Origin of the sequence: Streptomyces sp. NPDC024017, from assembly GCF_040638895.1 — a bacterium.
Taxonomy (GTDB): Bacteria; Actinomycetota; Actinomycetes; order Streptomycetales; family Streptomycetaceae; genus Streptomyces.
Genome location: NZ_JBEZYZ010000026.1, coordinates 26,063 through 48,005, shown reverse-complemented (window position 1 = coordinate 48,005; position 21,943 = coordinate 26,063). Strand labels below are relative to the sequence as shown.

At 71.2% G+C, this 21,943-nt stretch carries 23 protein-coding genes; 11 read left to right on the top strand and 12 right to left on the bottom strand.

Annotation, left to right across the window (positions count from 1 at the left end):
• Positions 1-329 precede the first annotated feature (329 nt).
• Positions 330-1,025 carry a L,D-transpeptidase gene (locus AB0G20_RS38910; RefSeq protein WP_361311465.1) on the top strand — a complete coding sequence of 232 codons (696 nt, stop codon included), beginning with the start codon at positions 330-332 and terminating at the stop codon, positions 1,023-1,025.
• A 31-nt stretch (positions 1,026-1,056) separates the two neighbouring features.
• Here AB0G20_RS38910 and AB0G20_RS38905 read toward each other — a convergent pair whose 3' ends face one another.
• From AB0G20_RS38905 to AB0G20_RS38890, 4 genes are read right to left on the bottom strand one after another with little or no spacing between them, the layout of a single operon-like run.
• A complete protein-coding gene (locus AB0G20_RS38905) occupies positions 1,057-2,256 on the bottom strand; it encodes a Gfo/Idh/MocA family oxidoreductase (protein WP_361311462.1) in 1,200 nt (399 codons plus the stop codon).
• A gap of 29 nt (positions 2,257-2,285) precedes the next feature.
• Positions 2,286-3,629, bottom strand: coding sequence for a sugar ABC transporter substrate-binding protein (locus AB0G20_RS38900; protein ID WP_361311459.1), 1,344 nt, complete (start codon positions 3,627-3,629; stop codon positions 2,286-2,288).
• A 10-nt stretch (positions 3,630-3,639) separates the two neighbouring features.
• A complete protein-coding gene (locus AB0G20_RS38895; protein WP_361311456.1) occupies positions 3,640-4,563 on the bottom strand; it encodes a carbohydrate ABC transporter permease in 924 nt (307 codons plus the stop codon).
• An 18-nt stretch (positions 4,564-4,581) separates the two neighbouring features.
• On the bottom strand, positions 4,582-5,547 hold the full coding sequence (locus AB0G20_RS38890; RefSeq protein ID WP_361311453.1) for a sugar ABC transporter permease: 966 nt from the start codon (positions 5,545-5,547) through the stop codon (positions 4,582-4,584).
• A 170-nt stretch (positions 5,548-5,717) separates the two neighbouring features.
• Between AB0G20_RS38890 and AB0G20_RS38885 the strand changes: the two genes are divergently transcribed.
• The 3 genes from AB0G20_RS38885 to AB0G20_RS38875 all read left to right on the top strand — a co-directional run bounded on the left by AB0G20_RS38885 (position 5,718) and on the right by AB0G20_RS38875 (position 8,096).
• Positions 5,718-6,878 carry an ROK family transcriptional regulator gene (locus tag AB0G20_RS38885; protein ID WP_361311450.1) on the top strand — a complete coding sequence of 387 codons (1,161 nt, stop codon included), beginning with the start codon at positions 5,718-5,720 and terminating at the stop codon, positions 6,876-6,878.
• A gap of 151 nt (positions 6,879-7,029) precedes the next feature.
• The gene (locus tag AB0G20_RS38880; protein ID WP_033312444.1) at positions 7,030-7,215 is read left to right on the top strand and encodes a hypothetical protein; all 186 of its coding nucleotides are present in this window, start codon (positions 7,030-7,032) and stop codon (positions 7,213-7,215) included.
• Between the two features lie 56 nt (positions 7,216-7,271).
• On the top strand, positions 7,272-8,096 hold the full coding sequence (locus AB0G20_RS38875) for an EamA family transporter (RefSeq protein WP_361311447.1): 825 nt from the start codon (positions 7,272-7,274) through the stop codon (positions 8,094-8,096).
• 35 nt (positions 8,097-8,131) lie between these two features.
• Here AB0G20_RS38875 and AB0G20_RS38870 read toward each other — a convergent pair whose 3' ends face one another.
• Both AB0G20_RS38870 and AB0G20_RS38865 read right to left on the bottom strand, forming a co-directional pair.
• Positions 8,132-9,478 carry a S1 family peptidase gene (locus AB0G20_RS38870; RefSeq protein WP_361311444.1) on the bottom strand — a complete coding sequence of 449 codons (1,347 nt, stop codon included), beginning with the start codon at positions 9,476-9,478 and terminating at the stop codon, positions 8,132-8,134.
• 122 nt (positions 9,479-9,600) lie between these two features.
• Entirely contained in the window at positions 9,601-10,590 is a 990-nt protein-coding gene (locus AB0G20_RS38865; protein WP_361311442.1) for a hypothetical protein, read from the bottom strand.
• A 24-nt stretch (positions 10,591-10,614) separates the two neighbouring features.
• On the opposite strand from AB0G20_RS38865, the gene AB0G20_RS38860 reads away from it, so the two are divergent.
• From AB0G20_RS38860 to AB0G20_RS38850, 3 genes are all read left to right on the top strand, one after another.
• Positions 10,615-11,793: an aminotransferase class I/II-fold pyridoxal phosphate-dependent enzyme gene (locus AB0G20_RS38860; RefSeq protein ID WP_361311439.1), complete on the top strand. Its 1,179-nt coding sequence runs from the start codon at positions 10,615-10,617 to the stop codon at positions 11,791-11,793.
• Positions 11,794-11,823: 30 nt separating this feature from the next.
• Complete coding sequence (locus AB0G20_RS38855) at positions 11,824-12,204, top strand: PPOX class F420-dependent oxidoreductase (RefSeq protein WP_361311436.1); 381 nt, start codon at positions 11,824-11,826, stop codon at positions 12,202-12,204.
• A 64-nt stretch (positions 12,205-12,268) separates the two neighbouring features.
• Positions 12,269-13,603, top strand: a complete 1,335-nt coding sequence (locus tag AB0G20_RS38850) for a Gfo/Idh/MocA family oxidoreductase (protein WP_361311434.1) — start codon at positions 12,269-12,271, stop codon at positions 13,601-13,603.
• Between the two features lie 7 nt (positions 13,604-13,610).
• Here the strand turns inward: AB0G20_RS38850 and AB0G20_RS38845 are convergent, their stop codons facing one another.
• Both AB0G20_RS38845 and AB0G20_RS38840 read right to left on the bottom strand, forming a co-directional pair.
• On the bottom strand, positions 13,611-14,021 hold the full coding sequence (locus AB0G20_RS38845; RefSeq protein ID WP_361311432.1) for a zinc ribbon domain-containing protein: 411 nt from the start codon (positions 14,019-14,021) through the stop codon (positions 13,611-13,613).
• 151 nt (positions 14,022-14,172) lie between these two features.
• The gene (locus AB0G20_RS38840; RefSeq protein WP_361311503.1) at positions 14,173-14,838 is read right to left on the bottom strand and encodes a TetR family transcriptional regulator; all 666 of its coding nucleotides are present in this window, start codon (positions 14,836-14,838) and stop codon (positions 14,173-14,175) included.
• Between the two features lie 220 nt (positions 14,839-15,058).
• On the opposite strand from AB0G20_RS38840, the gene AB0G20_RS38835 reads away from it, so the two are divergent.
• Complete coding sequence (locus AB0G20_RS38835; RefSeq protein WP_361311430.1) at positions 15,059-15,742, top strand: peptidoglycan-binding domain-containing protein; 684 nt, start codon at positions 15,059-15,061, stop codon at positions 15,740-15,742.
• A 9-nt stretch (positions 15,743-15,751) separates the two neighbouring features.
• Positions 15,752-16,240: a flavin reductase family protein gene (locus tag AB0G20_RS38830; protein ID WP_361311427.1), complete on the top strand. Its 489-nt coding sequence runs from the start codon at positions 15,752-15,754 to the stop codon at positions 16,238-16,240.
• Positions 16,241-16,487: 247 nt separating this feature from the next.
• On the opposite strand, the gene AB0G20_RS38825 is transcribed toward AB0G20_RS38830, so the two are convergent.
• The 4 genes from AB0G20_RS38825 to AB0G20_RS38810 all read right to left on the bottom strand — a co-directional run bounded on the left by AB0G20_RS38825 (position 16,488) and on the right by AB0G20_RS38810 (position 21,158).
• The gene (locus tag AB0G20_RS38825) at positions 16,488-18,884 is read right to left on the bottom strand and encodes a SpoIIE family protein phosphatase (protein WP_361311424.1); all 2,397 of its coding nucleotides are present in this window, start codon (positions 18,882-18,884) and stop codon (positions 16,488-16,490) included.
• Positions 18,885-18,991: 107 nt separating this feature from the next.
• Complete coding sequence (locus AB0G20_RS38820; protein WP_361311420.1) at positions 18,992-19,558, bottom strand: antibiotic biosynthesis monooxygenase; 567 nt, start codon at positions 19,556-19,558, stop codon at positions 18,992-18,994.
• Between the two features lie 43 nt (positions 19,559-19,601).
• Positions 19,602-19,982 (bottom strand): hypothetical protein, encoded by a 381-nt coding sequence (locus AB0G20_RS38815; protein ID WP_361311417.1) that lies wholly within the window; start codon positions 19,980-19,982, stop codon positions 19,602-19,604.
• A gap of 258 nt (positions 19,983-20,240) precedes the next feature.
• The gene (locus AB0G20_RS38810; RefSeq protein ID WP_361311415.1) at positions 20,241-21,158 is read right to left on the bottom strand and encodes a MurR/RpiR family transcriptional regulator; all 918 of its coding nucleotides are present in this window, start codon (positions 21,156-21,158) and stop codon (positions 20,241-20,243) included.
• 151 nt (positions 21,159-21,309) lie between these two features.
• Here AB0G20_RS38810 and AB0G20_RS38805 point away from each other — a divergent pair, with 151 nt between their 5' ends.
• Complete coding sequence (locus AB0G20_RS38805; protein WP_361311413.1) at positions 21,310-21,471, top strand: hypothetical protein; 162 nt, start codon at positions 21,310-21,312, stop codon at positions 21,469-21,471.
• A gap of 58 nt (positions 21,472-21,529) precedes the next feature.
• A complete protein-coding gene (locus AB0G20_RS38800) occupies positions 21,530-21,931 on the top strand; it encodes a DUF3662 domain-containing protein (RefSeq protein ID WP_361311412.1) in 402 nt (133 codons plus the stop codon).
• The last annotated feature ends 12 nt before the right edge of the window (positions 21,932-21,943 follow it).

Sequence of the window (21,943 nt, the reverse complement as noted above, 5' to 3'; positions counted from 1 at the left end):
AGTCAGCGGGAAGACGAGCTTGAGCGCCCTGGCCGCCGGGTCACGCCGCAGGCGGCGTTCCGATGCTGTGGGTGAGGGCGTTTCGATCATCACGTGCTCCGTGGACTGGAGAACTGTTACCCGATGTCCGTAAGTTTACGCCGTAAGCCTATATGTGCAACTTACGGCGTCGGTTTCACCTGTCCACGGCTTTGCACGGGCCCGCGCCCGCTCCATGAGGAATGTCACTGTTCCGTCCCAGCGCGCCCGACCGCACAACCGGAACCGTTCTCCGCCCGTCTAGCTGGCAGACATCGCAGACCCGCATTCGTGAAAGGGCATGACCAGCCATGGGGGACGTACGCAGACGCAGCGCCGTCGCACTGGGGATCACCGGCCTGGTGGCACCGCTCACGCTCGCACTCGGCGCCACACCGGCCCAGGCCGCGAGCTGCACCACGCAGGCCGGCCCGTACCAGAAGAAGGTCGAGAAGTTCCTCGGCCGTCCGGTCGACGGCAAGCAGTCCGCCGCCGACTGCAAGGCCATCAAGGCCTTCCAGACCAAGCACGGCATCTCGCCGAACATCGGCTACGCCGGATCCGTCACCTGGGGCGTGATGGACCTGATGCAGAAGCAGAAGGCCGTCGGGTCGAACCCCAACAAGGACGGCAAGTGCCCGGTGAACAAGGGCCGGATCGCCTGTGTCAACCTGACGCTCCAGCTGAGCTGGATCCAGGACGGCGAGAAGCTCGTCTACGGCCCCGTCCCGGTCCGCACGGGCCGCGACGGGTACGAGACCCGCACCGGCCTGAAGAAGATCTACTGGCGCAACATCGACCACGTCTCGTCCATCTACGACGTGCCGATGCCCTACGCCCAGTTCTTCGACGGCGGCCAGGCCTTCCACTCGGTCGGCGTCAGCATGTGGAACCCGCCGGGCTCGCACGGCTGCACCAACATGACGAAGACCGACGCCAAGAAGTACTGGTCGCTGCTGAAGAAGGGCGACGACGTCTTCGTCTACGGCCGCAAGCCGGGCACCTGATCTCAGGCACCCGGCTCGCACCCGCCGTCCCCTACTGGGGCGCGTCCCCGAAGTCCGGGATCTCCAGCCTGGCCCCGCCCTGCCGCGCGGACTCGTGCGCGATGATCCCCGGCAGGGTGTAGCGGGCGGCCACCCAGGCGTTCACCGAGGGCAGCGTGCGGCCGTTGACGGCGGTCACGAAGTCGTCCACCAGGAAGTGGTGGCTGCCCTCATGGCCGTTGTGGAGGTGGTCGAACTCCCTCGGCAGCCGCGCACGGTCGTGCACGGGCGCCGACCCGGAGGTGAAGGCCGCCCGCAGCTCCGGCGCGATGTGCTGCAGCGAGGGGTCGTCGGGCGCCATGGTGGGCTTGGGCTCCAGCAGTTCGCTGATGTCCTTCACCCCCTGCTTGTCCTGCCACAGGGCGACCGTCGCGAGCTGCTCCATGCTCGCCTCGGTGCCGAAGAAGCGGAAGCGCGACTCCCGTATGTGCGAGGGGTAGCCGACCCGCCGGAACTCGTTCGTACGGAACGAGCCGCCGCCCGCCACCTCGAAGAGCGCGGTGGCGTTGGAGACGTCGTTGCCGAACTGGCTGACGTCCTTGTCGAAGACACCGTCGCCCCGGTCGTCGACGACACCGATCGCCGACACGCTCACCGCGTGCGTCTTCCAGGCGCCCAGCACCCCGCCGACCGCGTGGGTCGGGTACAGCAGCGGGGGATAACTGGCGGTCGCCTTCCAGTTCTCGCCGCCGCTGTACTGGTAGGCCTCGTAGAACCCCAGATCCATGTCGTGGACGTAGTCGCCCTCGGCGTAGAAGAGCCGCCCGAAGGCGCCCTCGGCGATCTGGTTGCGGGCGTGGACCGTGGCCGGGTTGTACTCGCTGGTCTCGCCCATCATGTAGGTCAGCCCGGTCGCCTTGACCGCGTCGATGATCGCAGCGATCTCCTCCACGCTGATCGCCATGGGGACCGCCGAGTACACGTGCTTGCCGGCGTTGAGGCCCTGGAGCACCAGCGGCCCGTGCGTCCAGCGCTGAGTGAAGATCGCGACGGCGTCGACGTCCTCCGACTCCAGCATGGCCTGGTAGGAGGGGAAAGTGCCCGCCAGCCCCTGGGCGGAGGCGAGTTGCGCGGCCCTCTCGGGCAGCAGGTCGGTGACGTAGACGGCGCTGACGCCGGGGTGGGCCTGGAACAGGGTGGCGAACTGGCCCGAGAACTGTCCGGCGCCGACGATGCCGAGGGAGAACGTCATGTAAGGCGTGCCCTTCACTGGTCGGGGGATCACTGCGAGAGGATCAGGTTGATCTGTTCATTGGTCTGGTCGAGGCTGCTCACGGGCTTTCCGTTGCCGTAGATGTCCTCCATCGCCGGTGACATCAGCGCCGTCATGTCCGCCGAGTAGCTGGCGATCGGATAGGAGAAGGTCCGGAAGCGCTTCTTGTCGGCCACGGGCTCGGTGAACGCCGAGACGTCGATGCCCTTCTTCCGGTACGCGGCGACGGCCGCCTCGGTCCCGGCCGGAGTGGCGGGGAAGACGACCCCGGACCTGCCGACGACCCTCTGGCACCGGTCCGAGGCCATGTAGGCCACCCACTTGCGGGCGCCCGCCTTGTTCTTGGAGGCCTTGGTGATGGAGTCGGCGAGGCCGTTCATCATCGTGGCGCGCTTGCCGGTCGGGCCGGCCGGCGTCAAGGCGGTCTTGATGTCCTTGCCCTTGAAGCCCGCGTATGTGGAGATCATCCAGGCCCCGTCGAAGGCGGTGGCCGCCTTGCCCGCCGCGACCTGGGTGTTCGCCTGGTTGGACTGGACGTTGTAGTCGGACAGCGGCGGCATGTAGCCCTTCTTCGCCAGGCCGAAGTACCACTGGATGACGGACTGGAAGGTCTTGCTGTCGTACTGGTACTTCGTGCCCCAGCGCGGCTTGTCGAGGTAGCTCCACCCGGCGGAGGCGGCGAAGTTGCTCCACTGGGTCTGGCCGTCGCCGAACCCGCCGCCGTTGGTGGCCATGCCGTACACCTTGACGTTGTTCCTGTCGAAGCCCGGCTCGTCGCCCCGCTTGCCGTTCCTGTCGACCGTGAGATGGGCGATGGCCTTCTCGAAGGTGCCGCCGTCCTTCGGGTTCCAGGAGAGGCTGTTCAGCTGCTCGGCGGTGAGGCCCGCGTCCTTCGTCAGCTTCTCGTTGTAGAAGAGCGCGACCGTGTCCCAGTCCTTCGGAGCGCCGTAGCGGTGGCCGTCCTGGCCGACCCAGTTGGCGGCGAGCCCCGGCTGGTAGTCGGAGTCCTCGATGCCGAGGTCGTCCAGCGGTTCCAGGACCTTCAGATCGGCGAACTGGCCGAAGTTCTGGATGTGGTCGGTGAACACGTCCGGCTGGGTGCCCGCGATGAACCCGGCGGTGAGCTTGGTCCAGTAGTCGCTCCAGCCCAGCTGCGTGATCTTCACCTTCAGCCCGGGGTTCTCCTTCTCGAACCCCTTCGCGCAGGCCTGGTAGGCGGGCAGCTGGTTGGCGTCCCACAGCCAGTACGTGACCGTATGCGCGGAGGATCCGGCGGCGCCTCCCTCCGCGCATCCGCTGACCAGGGACAGCGCCAGCGCTCCGGTCGCCGCGACGAGCGTACGAATTCGCATCACAGTCCCCTTACTTGATCCCGGTGAAGCCGATGGAGCTGACGATGCGGCGGGCGAAGCAGGCGAACAGCACCAGCATCGGCAGCGCGGCGATCAGCGTCGCGGCCATGAGCCCGGACCAGTCGACGCCGGTCTGCGGGGTCTGCGCCCGGAAGACCGCCAGCGCCACGGTCAGCACGCGCGAGCTGTCGCTGTAGGAGACCATCAGCGGCCAGAAGTAGTCGTTCCAGGAGGTGATGTACGTCAGCACGGCCAGCGTGATGATCGGCGTGGACGCCATCGGCAGGACCACCCGGAAGAAGATCTTGATCTTCCCGGCGCCGTCGAGCAGCGCGGCCTCCTCGACCTCTTTCGGGATGTTCATGAAGAACTGCCGCAGGAAGAACACCGCGAACGGCGTCATGAACATGGTGGGCAGCGCGATACCCAGGAGCGTGTCGATCAGGTGCAGTTGCTTGATCAGCACGAAGTTCGGCAGGAGCGTGAAGATGGCCGGCACCATCATCCCGGCCAGGAACAGCCCGAACATCTTGTCCCGGCCCCTCCAGCGCAGCCGCGAGAAGGCGTACGCGGCCATCGCGGAGAAGAAGATCTGGCATCCGGTGATCAGGGTCGACACCAGCACCGAGTTGAGCAGATAGCGCCAGAAGTCGAGCCCGCCGCCGGCTCCTCCCTGTTTGACGGCCTCCTCGGCCGACTGCATCCCCAGGGCCCGTTCGAAGCCGCTGGTGGTGAGGTCCACCGGCAAGGGGTTGGTGGGGTCGGCGTTCAGGCCCGCGTTGGTGGAGAGCGCGGTGCGCAGGATCCAGTAGAACGGCAGCAGGGTGATGAGGACGATCAGCCCCATCACGGTCCAGGCGGCGGCCCGCCCGAAGGGGAACCTGCGCCGGACCGGCCGCAGGGTCGTCGGCGTCGTTGTCGTCACGGCAGCCATGGCGGTGTCTCCCTTCCGTCAGCCGAGGTCGGTCCGGCCGGCCCGGGTGAGCCGGTACTGGAGGATGGTGATCGCGCTCAGCACGACCAGCAGGGCGACGGACATGGCCGAGGCGTAGCCGAACTGGAAGCGTCCGAAGGCCGAGCCGTAGATGTAGTACTGCAGGACGTTGGTCGCGTTCGCCGGACCGCCCGCGGTGGTCACGGCGACGGTGTCGAACACCTGGAACGACCCGATCACCGTCATGATCAGCACGACCGCGAGCACCGGCCGCAGCAGCGGCAGGGTGATCCGCCAGAACATCCGCCACTCGCTCGCGCCGTCCACCCGGGCCGCCTCGTACATGTCGTTGGGGATGGCCTGCAGACCGGCGAACAGCAGCAGGGCGGTGTAACCCACGTGCCGCCACACGTTGATGAGCGCGATCGTCGGGATCGCCCAGGTCTCGTCGGCGAGGAACGGGATACGGTCCACGCCGAGGCCGCTGATGATCTCGTTGCCGATACCGAGCTGGGTGTCGAGGATCCAGAGCCAGACGAGACCGGCGACGACGTTCGACATCAGATACGGGGTCAGCACGATGCCGCGCAGCATCGCCGACCGGGTCAGCCGCTGGAGCAGGACGGCGGTGGCGAGCGCCGCGACCGTCTGGACGCCGATGTTGATGACGACGTACTCGACGGTGACCCACAGGGAGTCCCAGAAGATGGGGTCGTTGGCCATGCGGACGTAGTTGTCCAGGCCCACCCACTCCGCCGGCGTCAGCAGGTTGAAGCGGGTGAAGCTCAGGTAGATGCCCCGGAGCGTCGGCCACAGCAGGAAGACCAGGAAGCCGAGCAGGGCCGGCGCGATGAAGAGCGCGGCCAGCCGCCCGTCCCCCCGGTCCTCGCCGGACACCCCCCGTCGCGTTCCGGTCCTGCTGCGGGCCTCCTCCGCGCCGCCCGCGGGCAGACGCGAAGGAGGACTGCTGGAGGCGATGGTCATCGGGAGACTCCCTCGCTGCGGCGGCTCGTCCTCTGGCGAGACTTACTTTTGGTGCGAAACAATTGCTGCGTCAAGGGGCCTGCAAACATCTTTTCCCAAGAACCGTCATCGACTTAGAGTGGTCATGTTGGTTTCAGTGCGAAAAAAAGGGTGAGGGGAGTCGGACCTTCATGAACGAAGGCACCGCCGGCTGGCTGCCGCTGAGCCCGGGGGAGCGCTCCGTGGCGATCGAAGTGCTCGTCCACGGCCCGCTGTCGCGCACCGAACTCGCCCGCAGGCTGGGCCTGTCGGCCGGCAGTCTCACCCGGCTGACCAAGCCGCTGATCGAATCGGGCCTGCTGGTCGAGGTGCCCGAGGCGGGAGCGCCTGCGGAGACGCGCCAGGGCCGCCCCTCCCAGCCGCTGGACGTCGTCGCCGACTCGGACTTCTTCCTCGGCTTCAAAATCACGGAGGACACGGTCTACGGCGTCGTCACCACCCTCCGAAGCCATATCGTCGCCCGCCACGACCGGACGCTCACCACCCACGACCCCGCCGAAGTCGCCGACGTGCTGGCCGAGATGACCGCCGAGATGGCCGAGGGGCACCCCCGCTTCGCCGGGATCGGCATCGGGGTCGGCGGCTTCGTCCAGGACCGTGCCGTGGTGGGCGAGTCCCCCTTCCTGCTGTGGCGGGACGTCCCCCTGGCCGACCTGGTCGAGGAGCGAACCGGGCTGCCGGTGGTCGTCGAGAACGACGTCGCCGCCCTGGTGGAGGCCGAGACGTGGTTCGGCGCCGGACGCGGCCTGGAGCGCTTCGTCGTCCTCACCATCGGCGCCGGGCTCGGTTACGGGCTCGTCCTCGGCGGCAAGCGGGTGCCCTTCGCGGAGGAGGACCGCGGGTTCGGGCGACACTGGATCGTCGACCGCAACGGGCCGCTCACCCCGGACGGCAGGCGCGGCAGTGCCGTCTCGCTGCTGACCATCCCCAGCATCCGCTACCAGATCCGGGCCGCCACCGGCAGTGACCTCACCTATGAGGAGATCCTCGCCCTGGCCGCCGCGGGGGACCCGATGCCCGCCCGGGTCGTCGAGGAGGCCGCGCGTGCCCTGGGCACGCTCGTCGCGCAGATCTCCAACTTCGTGATGCCGCAGAAGATCCTGCTCGCGGGGGAGGGGGTCGGGCTGATGGACGTGGCCGGGAAGACGGTCGAGGAGACGGTCCGCGAGCACCGGCACCCGCTGGCCGCACCGGTCGGCCTGGAGACGAAGGTGTCCGACTTCCACGACTGGGCCCGTGGCGCGGCCGTGTTGGCCATCAAGGTGCTGGTGCTGGGATCGGCCGAAGCGTGAACCGCGGTGAACGTCCGGGTGGCGAAAGGTACTCGCAGGTGGCTGATGTGAACAGCCTCACGTTTACCGGGAGATGGACGTGATCAGCAACACTGTCCGGAATGACCGTTTAGTTCGCGATTACTCACATCGTCTTCACGTCCGGCGACGTATGCTTCACAGCATGTCCACCACTGTTGAAACCTCATCCGAGCGATCGGCTGACGAGGTCAACGAGGAGATCCGCGCGTTGTGGCGCCGGTCGGGCGGGACACTGAGCGTCGAGCAGCGCGAGGAATACCAGCGGCTCGTCCTTGAGTGGGCCTCCGCGGCCCCGCAGTCGGCGCCCGCGGCCTGACCTTCGTCCCGGCCCGCTGACGCATCGGACCCTCGTCGAGGGGCACCCCTGATCCGATGGGTGCCCTTCTCGCACTTTCCTCGGCCGTCGTCTACGGCATCGTCGACTTCACCGGCGGTCTGCTCTCCCGGCGTGCACATCACACCGCCGTCACCTTCCTCGGCCAGCTGGGCGGACTGCTGCTCGCCTGCGCCGCCGCGCTCCTCCTGTCCGCCGACCCCGTCCACCGCGCCGACCTGCTGTGGGGCGCGCTGTCCGGTGTCGGCAGCGGCACGGCCATGTGGTTCCTGAACCGCGGGCTGAGCCGGGGCGACATGAGTGTCGTGGTGCCCGTGAGCGCCGTCACCGGGGTCGCGCTGTCGGTGCTGTGCGGGGTCCTCGTCCTCGGCGACCGTCCGGGCGCCGTCGCCTGGCTGGGCATCGCCGTCACGGTGCCCGCGCTGTGGTTCGTCGCCGGCGGCAAGGGCGGTGCGGGCAGGGGAACGGCGGACGGACTGATCGCCAGCCTGGGCGTCGCCGTGCAGTACCTCGCCCTCGGCCAGGCCGGGTCCGGAAGCGGGCTGTGGCCCGTCGCCGCGGGCCGGGCAGCCGCGGTCCTCGTCCTGCTGCCGGACGCCGCACGTCACGCCCGCCGCCTGAAGCTGCCGCCGGTCCGGTGCGTCCAGGCCGTCCTCATCGGGGCCGGGGCGGCCCTCGGCCTCGTGCTGTATCTGCTCGCCGCGCAGCGGCAGTTGCTGGCCGTCGCCGTCGTCCTGGCCTCCCTCTACCCGGCCCTCCCCGTGGTGCTCGGCCTCGTCCTGCTGCACGAGCGGATCAGCCGCCGTCAGGCGGTGGGGCTGCTGGGGGCCGGGATCGCGACCGTGCTGCTCACGCTGGGCTGACGGGCCGGCCCCACGACGGTCGGCCACCGGCGGCATCATCCCCAAGTGGCCGAGTAGTACTGCCGGTACGCCTTGCGGTCCTGCTCCGCGCGGATCCACCGGGTCGCCACCAGGGCGACGAGGCTGCCCGCGATGACGAGCATGCCGGGGCCGACATTGCGCGGGTCGGTGAGGCGGCTCAGCAGCGTCGACACGTCCGTGCCCGTGATCGGCGCCGACGAACCCGGTGAGGCGGCGCCCTGCGAGGCCGACGGCGCGGGGGCGGCCCCCGTGCCGCCGGCCGACTTGGCCACGATCAGCTTGACCCCCAGCTCGGTCAGCGCCTTCGTCACCGGCTGGAAGAACGTCGTACCGCCCGCCCTGCAGTCCCCGCTGCCGCCCGACGTCAAGCCGAGCGCGACGCCGTCGGCGAACATCGGGCCGCCGCTGTCGCCCGGTTCGGCGCACACGTTCGTCTCGATGAGGCCGGTGACCGTGCCCTCGGGGTAGTTGACCGTCGCGTTGAGCGCGGTCACCTCTCCCTCGCGCAGTCCGCTGGTGCTGCCGCTGCGGAAGATCTTCTGCCCGACCTCCGCATCGGCGACGCCCGTGATCCGCACTCCCTTGCCGTCACCGACCGCCACGACGTCCGCGCCCTTGCCCGCACGGCCGCCGTCGTACTTCACCAGGGAGTAGTCGTCGCCGGGAAAGCTCCCCCTGAGCGATGTGCCGACCTGGTCCCGGCCCCGGTCGTCGGCGAACCAGATGGAACCGTCGGGCCCGCAGTGCCCGGCCGTGAGGATGTAGTCGCTCTTCCCGTCGGTCACGTTGAACCCCGCCGAACAGCGCCCGGCGGTGGACAGGATGGGCTGCGCGCCGTTGACCCGTGTCGTGAACGTGCCCTCGGTGCGCTCCATGCGCACGAAGGAGCCGATGCGTTCGGCGACCTCGGTCATCCGGGACCAGTCGGAGGCGGAGACGGTGGTGTCGCCCCGTACCACCACCTGGTTGCTCTTGTAGTCCAGGGCCCAAGAGGTCCCGGCGACTCTGGGTGCCGAACGCAACGTCGCCGCCGCCGACTTGAGGTCGCTCATGCTGTGGCTGACCATCTTCGCCTGCGCGCCGGCGCGCTTCACCTCGGCGGCCGCCTTCTCGTCGGTGACCGCGACGACCGGCCGCCCGGCCGAGTCGAGCCAGCTGCCCGCCGTGCGGGAGTTCCCCAGCCGGGACACGAGGTCGGTGCCCTCCCCGGTCGCAGGCGGCGCCGTGAACGGGACACCGATGGTCGGGGTCGGGGGCTCGCTCGCCACGGCGTTGGTGACCATCGCTCCTCCGAGGAGGAGTCCGCCGACGGCCGCCAGCCGTGTCACTCGCCGGACGACCCGTCGTCGTGCGTGCCTCATGCATGGCTCCCGAACCCGAACATCACGGTGCGAACACCGCGGGGCCCTCCTTGAGTTGAGTGCCCTTCATCCATACGGGTCGCAGTCGCGCCGCGTTCAGCGCACCGGGGATCTCTTCGGCGTCATCCGGCGAGCGGGGCCGCGAGCAGGGCCCCGCTGCGCGCGTCGCCCCACACCGAGTCCGGATCGACGTAGGGCCGCAGCAGAGCGGTGAGCGCGGGGTCCCCGCGGCCGTTCAGCTCGTCGGAGGCGATCTTGCGGGCGATCCCGGCGAGGAAGTCCGCCACCTGCACCCGCGCGTCGTCGCGCGCGACGACCAGCCGCAGCCCGGCCAGGCCGATCCCGGCCCGCCGGGCCGTACTCTCGATCCACGCGATGCGGTCTGGCGTCAGCATGTTCTGCCGGTCGTGCACCAGGTGGACCGGCCGCCCGTCACGACTCCACAGCGCGGCCGTCCGCACGATCGCCGGGAGCAGCGGGTTGAGCGGCGGGATCAGGGGCGGCCCGGCCAGGAAACCGTCCCGGTAGGAGACCGCGCGGGGCCGGGTCGCGGCGAGCCGCTCCAGGATCCTCGCCGCGTCCGTCCGAGGGTGTGCGCGGCGCAGGGCGTCGACCGTGCCGTAGAAGGCGTCCACCGGGTCCCCGTCGTGACGGACCCGCAGCAACTGGTTGGCCGCCTCCAGGAACGCCCGCCAGCCGTCCTCCCCGAAGGCCGGACGCCCCGCGCGGAACAGGGCCGTTGCCTCGGCCGCGTCGCCCAGCAGCAGGCCGAGGGTCCGGTCCACCACGAAGAACGTCTTCTCCATGAGGTGCACCCGCGCCTGCCCGTCGATCGGCCCCTGCGGCGCGAGCAGCCACTCCAGCACCGCGCGGTGCTTCTCCCGCAGCAGATGGTTCGCCTTGTACTCCTCGGCCGGAGAGCGGATCCGGTCCCGGATCTCTCCCACCGCCGCCGCGGCCGACGCCACGGACAGTGAGACGCCGGCGTGGGCGAACACGTCCGTGTTCCCGCCGGTGAGGTTCTCACCGTCCGACCCCGACTCGTCGCAGGCGATCTCCAGGAACGCGCCCGCGGCCCCGCCCCGATCCCGGTCCACAAGATTCCCGGTCACCGCACAGCCCCCTATCGTGTGCCCATGACCAGGATCCCGCACGAGACGTCCGGTGAACCGAATCCCCTGCAAGTCCTCACCCTCGACCGCCTCCGGCAGCGCACCAGCATGAAGTGGCGCGCCTACCCGGAGGACGTACTGCCGCTGTGGGTGGCCGAGATGGACGTGCCGCTCGCCGAGCCCGTCGTGCGCGCCGTCACCGACGCGCTCCACCTCGGTGACACCGGCTACCCGGCCGGCACCGCCTACGCGGAGGCCCTGGCCGCCTTCGCCGGGAAGCGGTGGGGATGGGACGGGCTCGCCGTGGAGCGCGCCGCGATCGTGCCCGACGTCATGCTGGGTGTCGTCGAGATGCTCAAACTGGTCACCGGCCCCGGCGACACGGTGGTCGTGAACCCGCCCGTGTACCCGCCGTTCTATCCGTTCGTGGAGCACATGGACCGGCGGGTCGCCGAGGCCCCGCTCGGAGCGGACGGGCGCATCGACCTCGCTGTCCTGGAGGAAACCTTTCGGCAGGCCGTGGCGGACCGACGGCGGGCCGCCTACCTGTTGTGCAACCCCCAGAACCCGACCGGCACCGCGCACACGGCCGAGGAACTGTCCGCCGTCGCGGGGCTCGCCGAGCGGTACGGCGTGCGTGTCGTCGCCGACGAGATCCACGCCCCGCTCGTGCTCGACGGCGCCGGCTTCGTGCCGTATCTGAGCGTGCCGGGCGCCGAGCGCGGCCTGTCGCTGATGTCGGCGTCCAAGGGGTGGAACCTGGCCGGGCTCAAGGCCGCCCTCGCGGTCGCCGGGCCCGGGGCCGCCGCCGACCTGGAGCGGATGCCCGAGGAGGTCGGGCACGGCCCGAGCCACGTCGCCGTCATCGCCCACACCGCCGCCCTGCGCGACGGCGTCGCCTGGCTGGACGCCCTGCTGGCCGGCCTCGACGGCAACCGGCGGCTGCTCGCGGACCTGCTGGCCGAGCACCTGCCCGCGATCCGCTACCGGCCGGGCGACGCCACCTACCTGGCCTGGCTCGACTGCCGCGCCCTCGGGCTCGGCGACGACCCGGCCGACGTCTTCCTGCACCGCGGCCGCGTCGCCCTCAACTCCGGGCTCCCCTTCGGCACCGGCGGCTCCGGCCACGTCCGCCTCAACCTGGCGACCTCGAAGGAGGTGCTCACGGAGGCGGTGCGCAGAATGGCGGCGGCGCTGCACTGACCCCGGGGGCACGCTCGTACACTGCCCGCCATGGACGACAGGGCCCTGGACGAACTCGGCGCGGGCAAGTACCTGCTGATCACCAGCTACCGCAGGAACGGTACGCCGGTCGCCACCCCGGTCTGGGTGGTACGCGACGGGGACGCGCTCGGCGCGTGGACGCCCGCCGACTCCTGGAAGGTGAAGCGGATCCGCAACCGCGCCGACGTGCTGGTCGGCCCCTGCGACCTGCGCGGCAACCCCACCGGCGACCAGGTGCCCGCGACGGCGGAGATCTGCGACCCGGCCACCACCGCCCGCTACCGGAAACTGATCGCCCGCAAGTACGGCGTGACGGGCCGGCTGACCCTGCTCGGCAGCCGACTGCGCCGGGGCCTGGACGGCACCGTGGGCATCCGCATCACCCTCTGACATCCAGCAAGCGCTTTCGGTCGCAGGGGAGTGGACGCCCGGTCCACGGGAAAGGGCACCTGCCATGAGCCGAACTCCCGTCCTGCGCGCAGCCGTCGTCGGCACCGGCCACCGGGCCCAGCTGTTCACCCGCGGCCTCGCCGAACGCCCCGGCCACGTCGTGGCCGCGCTGTGCGACCCCAGCCCGACCCGGATGGCCTTCCACAACCGGCTGCTGACCGAGACCGGCGCCCCGGCCGCCACCACGTGGGAGCCCGACCGCTTCACCGACCTGCTCGCCGAGGAGGGCATCGACGAGGTCGTCGTCACCACCGTCGACGCCGAGCACGACCGCTACATCGTCCCGGCCCTCGAGGCGGGCTGCCGGGTCGTCACCGAGAAGCCGATGACCGTCGACGCCGGGCGCTGCGCCCGCATCCTCGGCACCGTCCGCGAGACCGGCAACTCCCTGACCGTCGCCTTCAACTACCGCTTCAACCCCGTGCACGAGCAGGTCCGCGCCCTGCTCGCCGACGGCGCGATCGGCGAGGTGCTGTCGGTCCACTTCGAGTGGCTGCTCGACGTGCGGCACGGCGCCGACTATTTCCGCCGTTGGCACCGCGAGAAGCGCCACAGCGGCGGCCTGATGGTGCACAAGTCCTCGCACCACTTCGACCTGGTGAACTGGTGGCTCGCCGACGAGCCCCGGGAGGCCTTCGGGTACGGGCGGCTCGGCTTCTACGGCCGCGAGGCGGGGGAGCGGCACGGACTGCGCCGGGACTACGACCGCGCCCACGGCGCCGAACGGGCCGCCGACGACCCCTTCGCCCTGGACCTCGCGGCCGACGACACCCTGCGCGCCCTCTACCTCGACGCCGAACGCGACGACGGCTACCTGCGGGACCGCAATGTCTTCGACGGGCCGGTCACCATCGAGGACGACATGTCCGTCCTCGTGCGCTACGCGCGCGGCGCGACCATGACGTACCACCTGACCGCCTACTCCCCGTGGGAGGGCTACCGGGTGATGTTCAACGGCAGCGCGGGCCGGCTGGAGCTGGAGGTGGAGGAGAGCCGCTGGCAGCCGCCGCCGACCCGGGTCGCCTCGGCGGCCGGCGCGGTGCACGGGGACGCGGCGGCCGAGCACCCGGGCGGCGCCCGCCTGACCCTGCGCCCGCTGTGGCAACCTCCGGTGGACGTGCCGCTCGCGGTCGCCCACGAGGCCCACGGCGGCGGTGATCCGCGCATGCTCGACGCGCTGTTCGGCCCCGTCGGCCCCGACCGCCCGGCGGACACCGCCGCCACCCGTCCGACGGCCACCGAACGCGACGGGGCACTGGCCCTGGCGGTCGGACTGGCGGCCAACCGGAGCTTCGAGACGGGACGGCCGGTGCGCACCGACGAGTTGATCGCCGGCTGAGGGAAGGTCAGCTCCAGGCCCGGTACGGCTCGTCCAGCAGCTGGAAGACCGGCTCGCCCCGTACCGGGTCCTTGGCCGTGGACAGCCGCACCCGGTCCCCGCTGTGGATGCCGATCGGCGGGCCCATCACCCGGCCGCGCACCACGAAGCCCTCGGACATCTCGATCAGGGAGACGTTGCGCGCCGCGGGGGTGTTGCGGTGCACGACGGTGGAGTGCCGCACCGTGCCCGTGCCCTCGGCGCGCTCCGTGCGCAGCTCGCTGCCCCGGCAGACCGGACACAGCAGCCGGTGGTACATGGAGGTGCCGCACCAGGTGCAGCGCTGGAAGAGGATGGCCTCCGAGTCCTGGCCCCTCGGGTCGAGCAGACCCATCGCGGAGCCGGCGGCCTGCTGAGTGACGCTTCCTGAGTGGTACACGCTGGTCAACTCCCTGCACTCGGCCGGAATCCGCGCACGCGATCACCCGCGCACACGTGTGCGCGGTTCGCCGTGCCACCGTGCACGCAGCACAGAGTATGGCACTCAGTGCCACTCGTAAAGGCACTCCGTACCCTCAATGTACGGAGCCTCAGCCCCGCCCCAGCGTCGCCTCGATCTCCTGCACGACCCGCCACAGCGGTGCCCCGCGCCGCGACACCACGACCACCACGTCCTCCGGCTGCGCCACGGCCGGTGGTACCGGTGTGCCCCCGAACGCCGACTGCACGTAGGCCAGCGCGTGGTCAACCGCGGTGCTCGCCTCGCCCTGCCCGTCGGAACGCAGCCAGGAGCGCAGCGCGTTGTTGTGCGCCGCGACCACCGCCGCCGCGATCACGTCGGCCTGCAGAGTGCCGTCGCGGCGGACCGCGAAGCGCCGGCGCAGGTACTCGGCGAGAGCCCGCTCGTAGCGCCACACGACCGACAGCTCGTAGGCACGCAGCCCCGGCACCTGCTTGGTGAGGCGGTAGCGCTGCACGGAGAACGTCGGGTTCTCGGCGTACATGCGCAGTACGAGCCGGGCCGCGTCGCAGACCCGCCCCACGGGTTCGTCGTCGGAGCCGTCCGCCAGGAAGGCCGTCATGTCCGCCAGACAGCGCTCGTGGTCGGGGAAGACCACGTCCTCCTTGGAGGGGAAGTAGCGGAAGAACGAGCGCCGTCCGACACCGGCGAGCGCCACGATGTCGTCGACGGTGGTCTGCTCGTACCCCCGCTCGAGGAACAGCTGGAAGGCCGCCGCCACCAAGGCGTCCCGCATGGGCGGCTTCCCGGCGACGGCCTCGGCTTTCTCGGAGCTCATGAGCGCGAACGTAGCACCCGGCACGCCACTCATGGCACTCAGTGCACTCGATGGGAGGTACTGAGTGCTCTGCACGTCGGGCGTGATCGGTCTCTGAACCCCGGGCGCGGCAGCCGCGTATCTAGCGGCAGGACGATCCTCGAAGACGGGCGCCCGGGCCCGGACGAAGGAGAGCAGCGTGTCGACACCGTCCGAGCCCCGGCCGCCGCACGACGGCCCGGCCCTCGAACCCATCCGCGTCCTGCGGCCCCGCCGCACCGACGCACTCGCGGAACTGATGCGGGAGTTCCAGCAGGAGACCGGCCGCGAACCCGGCGGCTACGAGTCCGTCACGCTGCCGGGGCGGCCGGCCGGCTCCGAGGCCCTGACACAGGAAATCCCGCCCGTCGCCCGCGAGACCCGTCGGCGTACGGACGCCGTACCCCCGGGAGCCGGGCTGCGCCGCGCCGCCGTCGCGGTGGCCGTCCTCGCGGCCGCGGTGATCGGCTTCGGCGGTGCGCTCCTGCTCCGCGGCGAGCACAAGGAAGACACCGCGGCGCCCGCGCCCGCGCCGCCCCGGTCCGCCGCCTCCACCCCTGACCCCACACCCACCCCGCCCACCACCGCTCCCGTGGACCCCGACGGCGCCGGCACGCTGCGCGAGGGCGCCACCGGCCCCGAGGTGACCGAACTCCAGCAACGCCTCCTGCGCATCCCGGACGTCTACCGGGACGGCTCCACCAGCGGCCGCTACGACCCCACCCTCACCGCGGCGGTCGCCCGCTTCCAGCTCTGGTACGGCATCCGCGGCGACGAGACCGGCGTCTACGGCAACGACACCCGGGCCGCGCTGGAGTCCCGCACCCCGGCGGGCTCGAGCTGATGTGTGACCATGGCCGGCATGGACGAGTTCATCGACCGGCTGAACCCCGACATGTACGTGGTCACGGCCGCCGCGGGCGGTGAACGGGCGGGCTGCCTGGTCGGGTTCGCCTCGCAGTGCTCGCTGCGGCCCGTGCGGTTCGTGGTGTGGCTGTCCGAGCTCAACCACACCTTCCGGGTGGCCCGGAACGCAGAGGTCCTCGCCGTGCACCTGCTCGGCCGCGAACAGCGCGGTCTCGCCGAGCTGTTCGGCGGGCACACCGGCGACCGGACGGACAAGTTCCAGGACGTCCGCCTGCGGGAGGCGTACGGCGGGGCCCTCGTCCTGGAGGACGCGCCGGCCTGGTTCGTCGGCCGGATCGTGACGCGCGCGGGCGGCGGCGACCACATCGGCTTCGTCCTCGACCCGGTCGAGTGGGGCGGACACGAGGCGCACGACGGACCGTTGCTGCGCCTCTCCGACGCCGTCACCATCGATCCGGGTCACCCGGTCGACTGACGCCGCTCCCTGTATATCGAACGCCGGGCAAGGGCTGGGGAAAGCAGCGGAACGGCGGGACCACCCGGCGTCACCCTGGGCCCGGGCGACGCACGAGGCGCCCGAACCGCCGCGAACCGAAGGCCACGCCCATGAACGGCTCCCGCATCCCCGGCCTGGTGCTCCCCACCCTGTTCCTGCTGGCCCTGCTCGTGGGCCTGTGGTGGTACTGGCGCCACCGCGGGGACTCGTGAGGCGGGCGCGGTCCCTACCGTTCCCGCACCCCGGGCACCCGGACGTCCACGACGCACACGTCGTCCCGCCGCTCGTCCGGCAGCATCCGCGCGAGCAGCGGCCCGAGCGACCCGGGCCCGTCGCCGTGCGGGGCCGCCACCGCCTCGGCGAGCTGCTCCAGACCCCGGTCGATGCTGTCCGGAGGGTGCTCGACCAGGCCGTCGGTGTACAGGATGAGCCGGTCGCCCGGGTCGAGGCGGCACTCCGCCTCCTGGTAGACCGGCGTGGGGGTCGCCCCGAGCAGCATGCCGCCGGGGCGGCGCAGATACCGCGCCTCGCCGTCACGCAGCAGCAGCGGCGGGGGATGCCCCGCCTGTGCCCAGACCAGGCGCCGGTGACGGGGGCTGTAGCGGGCCAGCACCATCGTGGCGGTCGCGTGGGAGTCGCGCGAGTGCAGCAGCAGCGTGTTCAGCCGGGCGAGTGCGCCGGTCAGGGACGAGCCCGTGATGACCATGCCCTTCGCGGTGAAGCGGAGCTGGGCCATGGTGGCCACGGCGTCGACCCCGTGCCCGGCGACATCGCCGACCACCAGCAGTGCGTCACCGTCGGGCAGTTCGATGGCACTGAACCAGTCACCGCCGACGTGCACACCCGACTGGGCCGGCAGGTAGGCGACCTCGACGCGCAGCCCGGCCAGGTGCACGGGCCGGTTGGCCATCGGCAGCAGCGCGTGCTGGAGCCGGGTGGCCAGGGTCCGCTCCGCCTGGAGCACGTCGTGCTGCGTCAGGATCGCCCGCTCGCTCTCGACCAGCGCGAGCTCCGCCTGCCGCCGGGCGGTCATGTCCTGCATGAAGCCGTGCACCTCGACGGGCGTGCCGTGCCGGTCGGCCACCGACTCGGCCACCAGGCGCAGATGCCGGATGCCGCCGCTCGTCCGGATCCGGAACGGCATGTCGAACGGCCGCCCCTCGTGGACGAGTTCATCGACGGCGCGTGTCAGTGCGGGCGTGTCCTCGGGCAGTGCGAGCTCCGGCACCTCGGACAGGCGCAGCGGGCCGTGCGCCGGGTCCCGGCCGACGAGGGAGAACACCTGGGTCGACCAGGAGGCCTCCCGCGTGGCCAGGTTCCAGTTCGCCCAGCCGAGATTGCCGAGCCGCTGCAGGTCCGCCAGCCGCTGCTCCTGCCGGTCGGAGGAGCCGTGCCGGATCCACGAGACGACGAGGGCGTCGCCCAGCGGCGCCACCCGTGCCGTGTACACGAACAGCTCGGCGACGCCCGCCACGACCTCCTCGTGCGCGAACGGCTCGCCCTCGTAGGCATTCCCGGTGGCCAGTACCTGCAGACAGCCCCGCCACAGCGGCTCGGCCGCCAGGGCCGGCCGCAGCTCCAGCAGTCGCCGCCCGGCCGGATTCTCACCGGTCCGGCCCAGCAGGTCACCCACCTGTGCGGTGGCGGCCTCCACCCGGAAGTCCTCGGTCTCGCCCGTCGCGGCCCGTAGCGGCGTGAGCAGCATCGCCGCGACCGGCAGCGCCTCGAACAGTGCCTGCACCGCGTCCGTGGCGGCGTCGCCGTCCCGCTCGGGCGGGGTGTCGAAGGCGCGCAGCCGGCCGGCGCACAGCCCGGTGACGCCCCGCAGATGGGCGCGGTCGCGCGGAGTGAACACCCCGGCACGGCCACGCAGCACGCCGATGCAGACCTCGGCCGAGCCCGCGGCGAGCACCGGCAGCCAGGCACGCGAGCGCCACCTATCGGGAGGGTCACCGATGAGCAGGTACTGCCGCTCGTCCGCGGCGAAGTCCTCCAGCCAGCGCGGCTCGCCCGCCCGCAGCGCGTCCAGCGCCGCCATCCCGCTCAGCGGCGGCACCTGGCACCACTGGGCCGCCAGGTCGTCGTCGATGCCCGCGTGCCCGATCAGATCGAGGCCGCCGTCGGACCTGCGGGCGTAGATCAGGACCGCGTCCGCCGACATGTCGGGGCCGAGATGCTCCAGCAGACACCGGGCGAGGTCGTGGGGTGTCATCACCCGAACGAGGGTCCGGCCGAGACGGGCCAGAGCGGCGGTGACGTCGTCCGGGGTGTCCGACTGCTCCAGGGCGTCCGCTTCGGAGTCGAAAGCCCCGGTGCCGGCGGACTCGCTCGCCCGGCCCGGGCCGGGTGGCGTGGGCGCGAGACGGCCCAGGGTGATCCAGCACTCCTCCAGCAGGGTGTGACGGGCGGCTTTGGCCCGCTGGAGCAGTTGCTCGCCCGCCGCGTCGGCGGAACAACCGGTCAGCGCCATCACCGCGCCCTTGGCGCGCTCCATGACAGCAGAGGTGGCCGCCTGGTCGCGCAGCCGGTCCATCTCGGCGCGCTGCCGGGCGACGATCTTGGCCAGTTCGACCAGGTCCGGTGCGGCACCGGGCTGCGCCGGCGTCACGGGCTCGCTCGTCACGCGTTGAGCATTGCACACCTGGCCCGATTCGAAGACCGCCCTGTGCGCGCGGACTGCTCGCTCGCCCCAGGCGTCCCGTCGGTCATGTCAGCCCCGCGGGGGCCGGCTCAGTCGCCGTCGTGCCGATACAGCCACTGCCGCAGCAGCCGGCTCAGCCGCGGCATCACGAGATACGTCAGCACCGGCAGCAGTACCAGTGGGAAGACGGCGGCCCGCAGCGGCAGCGGCCAGCCGGTGGTGTGGGGCGCCACCAGCCACTGGATGAGCAGGGTGAAGGGGTAGGCGCCGAGGAAGGTCGTGAGGACCATCTTCCACCGGGGCGGGGCCTGCACGGTGGTGCCCGGCAGGCTGAACCAGGTCTCCATCCCGGTCGTCGACTGGCGTTCGCTGCTGACCTCGGCGGCGATGTCCTCGATCCGCCGGTGCCAGTGCGCGCGCTCCTCGGATTCCAGCCAGGCGGCGAGCCGGTGCTGATCGGACCAGCGCAGCACCGCGTGGTAGCGGTGGCCGTCCTCGGGTGTCAGCCAGGAGACGCCCTCGTTGCCGGGGAACTGTCTGGCGCAGCGGGTGATGCCGTGCGTCCACTCCTCGAACCGCCGCTCCCGGCCGGGACGCACCTGCCAGGTCAGGACCGTGGTAACCGGCTCGCCGCGCCGGGCTTCGGTGGTGCTCATTCCTCCACGTGTGCCACGCGCGGCGCGGGTCATGCCCTCCGGTTCACGGCTGGCGGTTCGCCTCGACCAGGGCCTGGGTGACCGCCCGGACGCTGCGGGCGATGTGCTGGAGCTGCATGACCTCGGCCGCGTACAGCTTGATCGTGTGCTCGATGACCCCCTCGTGCAGGCCGAGTCCGGGCAGGTCGGCGCGGGCGGTCTGGAGGGCGGTGCGAGCGACCCGGATCTCGTTCTGGACCTGGATCTGGGCGTGCCGGGCGAGGAGGACGGGATGGCGGATGAACACGGGGTATCCGGCGTAGCGCGTGGGGACCAGCTCGCGCAGCCACTTGGCCGCCGAGCGCTCCCAGTCGTAGCTCCCGGGGGTCTTGACCTGGCAGGGCCAGTCCGGGCTGATGCGCGTGGTCGTCAGGTGCATGGTCATCGCTTCCGGGTGTGCGGCGTCGTGAGGGTGGACGACGGGTCGGGGCGGCCCCGGCCTAGGGGATGGCCGGGGCCGCCACGGACACCCGGGACCCGGAGTGGGTAGGACCCGGCTCCACGGGTGCGGAACGGATCCGGAACAGCCGGGTCGCGATCCGTGAGCAGTATTTATATATGCCATCCGGTTTGCAAGGAGCATGAAAACATTCATGCGCGCTTTGTTGCGGATGCTCCCCATGTGAGGTCCGCCGAGTGCCGCTCAGTCCCTGAGGAAGAACTGGTGCTGGTCGGCGACCTGCTCGTACTCCTCCAGCCGCGCCTGCGTCCGCTCCGGATCCGCGTCCGTCATGGCCTGCAGCAGCGCCGAGCACATCACGCCCGGGGCCGCGTAGGAGTCGAAGACCAGTCGCGACCCGGTCCCGATGGCGAAGACGACGTCGGCCTCGTCCGCCAGCGGCCCGAGTGCCAGGTCGGTGATCAGGGCGACCTTGAGCCCGGCGCCGCGCGCGACCCGCACCGCGGTCAGGGTCTCCTGGGCGTGCCGGGGCATGGAGAACGCCAGCACCCACGTACCGCCCGCCTCACGCGACTGCAGCAGCGCGTCGTAGGCGACGCTGCCACCCCGTGTCACGAGCCGTACGTCCGGATGGATCCGGCGGGCGGCGTAGGCGAAGTACTCGGCGAGCGAGACGGAGATGCGCAGCCCGAGGACGGTCAGCGGAGCGGACGAGGAGAGCTTGCGGCCGACGTCGATGACCACGTTCGGGTCGGCCAGGTCCCGCCGCAGGTTCTCCAGGTTCTCGATCTCGGCGTCGACCGCCGCCTGCAGTTCGTTGCCCTGGTTCTCCTCGGCCGGGCCGACGGCCAGGGTGCCCAGCGCGATCGACTGGAGCTTCTCCCGCAGTGCCGGGTAACCGCTGAAGCCGACCGCCGAGGCGAACCGCGTCACGGAGGGCTGGCTGACGCCGACCCGGTCCGCGAGATCCGTGATCGACAGGAACGCCGCCTCGGTGATGTGCTCGATCAGGTACTGCGCGATGCGCCGCTGCCCCGGGGACAGCCGGGGCCGGTCGAAAAGCGACCTGAGCTGGGCGGACGGGGAGACCTCCGCTTCGGGGGCGGCCTTCCCCGAGGTGATCGCGGATGCCTGTGCGCGTGCCTGCTGCGGCGATGGCACCGGTGCGCCTCCTTCGTCTCCCACGGACGTTCAACATAGCTCACGCACCGTGGTGACCAGGGCTTCTTCGGGCAGCATGAGCTGCCCGGACCTGGGATACCCGTACGCCGGGCGGGAACCCGCCGCCACACACGATGCAGAGAGGAGCGCCATGACCGTCCCCGAGGAGAACCGGCCCAAGACGGAGACCACGGACGTACTGCTGGATCACCAGGACGAGAACCGCACCCGCCCGCCGGGCGCGACCGGCCGCACGATGCGCGAGGCCCTGGAGGAGGCCGAGGTGCGCCCCGACGACTACGACGACCGGTAGGGCATCCCCTCCCCGGCACCCCAACCGAACCGACGACGCTTCCGGCAGGTGAGACGGCATGGGCGCGCTGAGTGCGCTGGAACAGACCCTGGAGAACCGTTGGGACGCGCTGTGGGCGCGGCTCCTCGACAAGGAACCGGTCGAGGTCCTCGACGCCCTGCGGCGCGAGTGCGACGACAACGCCGTCGTGTGCCGTGAGGGCCGCGTCATGGTCCCCAACGCCTACGACGTGGAACTGCCCGACGACGTACACGACCACCTGACCCGCACCGGCACCGATGTGGGACAGGCCCTCACCGACAGCCTGTCCCGCCACGCGGAACGCCGCGGCTACGAATTCGCCGGCCCGCTGGCGGTCCACGTGGCGAGGTGCCCCGACGTGCCCAACGGCCGCTACCGGGTGGCCGGCCGGGTCATGCAGAACGTGAGCGCGGACGGGTTCTTCTACGCCACGCACTGACGCAGGCGCGTC

What these genes read in the sequence shown, in the direction of transcription:
- AB0G20_RS38875 (WP_361311447.1), top strand. Translation starts at nt 7,272, where the DNA reads ATGGGTGCCCTTCTCGCACTTTCCTCGGCCGTCGTCTACGGCATCGTC.
- AB0G20_RS38880 (WP_033312444.1), top strand. Translation starts at nt 7,030, where the DNA reads ATGCTTCACAGCATGTCCACCACTGTTGAAACCTCATCCGAGCGATCG.
- AB0G20_RS38830 (WP_361311427.1), top strand. Translation starts at nt 15,752, where the DNA reads ATGGCCGGCATGGACGAGTTCATCGACCGGCTGAACCCCGACATGTAC.
- AB0G20_RS38805 (WP_361311413.1), top strand. Translation starts at nt 21,310, where the DNA reads ATGACCGTCCCCGAGGAGAACCGGCCCAAGACGGAGACCACGGACGTA.
- AB0G20_RS38840 (WP_361311503.1), bottom strand. Translation starts at nt 14,838, where the DNA reads ATGCGGGACGCCTTGGTGGCGGCGGCCTTCCAGCTGTTCCTCGAGCGG.
- AB0G20_RS38910 (WP_361311465.1), top strand. Translation starts at nt 330, where the DNA reads ATGGGGGACGTACGCAGACGCAGCGCCGTCGCACTGGGGATCACCGGC.
- AB0G20_RS38850 (WP_361311434.1), top strand. Translation starts at nt 12,269, where the DNA reads ATGAGCCGAACTCCCGTCCTGCGCGCAGCCGTCGTCGGCACCGGCCAC.
- AB0G20_RS38860 (WP_361311439.1), top strand. Translation starts at nt 10,615, where the DNA reads ATGACCAGGATCCCGCACGAGACGTCCGGTGAACCGAATCCCCTGCAA.
- AB0G20_RS38895 (WP_361311456.1), bottom strand. Translation starts at nt 4,563, where the DNA reads ATGGCTGCCGTGACGACAACGACGCCGACGACCCTGCGGCCGGTCCGG.
- AB0G20_RS38905 (WP_361311462.1), bottom strand. Translation starts at nt 2,256, where the DNA reads ATGACGTTCTCCCTCGGCATCGTCGGCGCCGGACAGTTCTCGGGCCAG.
- AB0G20_RS38815 (WP_361311417.1), bottom strand. Translation starts at nt 19,982, where the DNA reads ATGACCATGCACCTGACGACCACGCGCATCAGCCCGGACTGGCCCTGC.
- AB0G20_RS38870 (WP_361311444.1), bottom strand. Translation starts at nt 9,478, where the DNA reads ATGAGGCACGCACGACGACGGGTCGTCCGGCGAGTGACACGGCTGGCG.
- AB0G20_RS38900 (WP_361311459.1), bottom strand. Translation starts at nt 3,629, where the DNA reads ATGCGAATTCGTACGCTCGTCGCGGCGACCGGAGCGCTGGCGCTGTCC.
- AB0G20_RS38885 (WP_361311450.1), top strand. Translation starts at nt 5,718, where the DNA reads ATGAACGAAGGCACCGCCGGCTGGCTGCCGCTGAGCCCGGGGGAGCGC.
- AB0G20_RS38855 (WP_361311436.1), top strand. Translation starts at nt 11,824, where the DNA reads ATGGACGACAGGGCCCTGGACGAACTCGGCGCGGGCAAGTACCTGCTG.
- AB0G20_RS38820 (WP_361311420.1), bottom strand. Translation starts at nt 19,558, where the DNA reads ATGAGCACCACCGAAGCCCGGCGCGGCGAGCCGGTTACCACGGTCCTG.
- AB0G20_RS38800 (WP_361311412.1), top strand. Translation starts at nt 21,530, where the DNA reads ATGGGCGCGCTGAGTGCGCTGGAACAGACCCTGGAGAACCGTTGGGAC.
- AB0G20_RS38890 (WP_361311453.1), bottom strand. Translation starts at nt 5,547, where the DNA reads ATGACCATCGCCTCCAGCAGTCCTCCTTCGCGTCTGCCCGCGGGCGGC.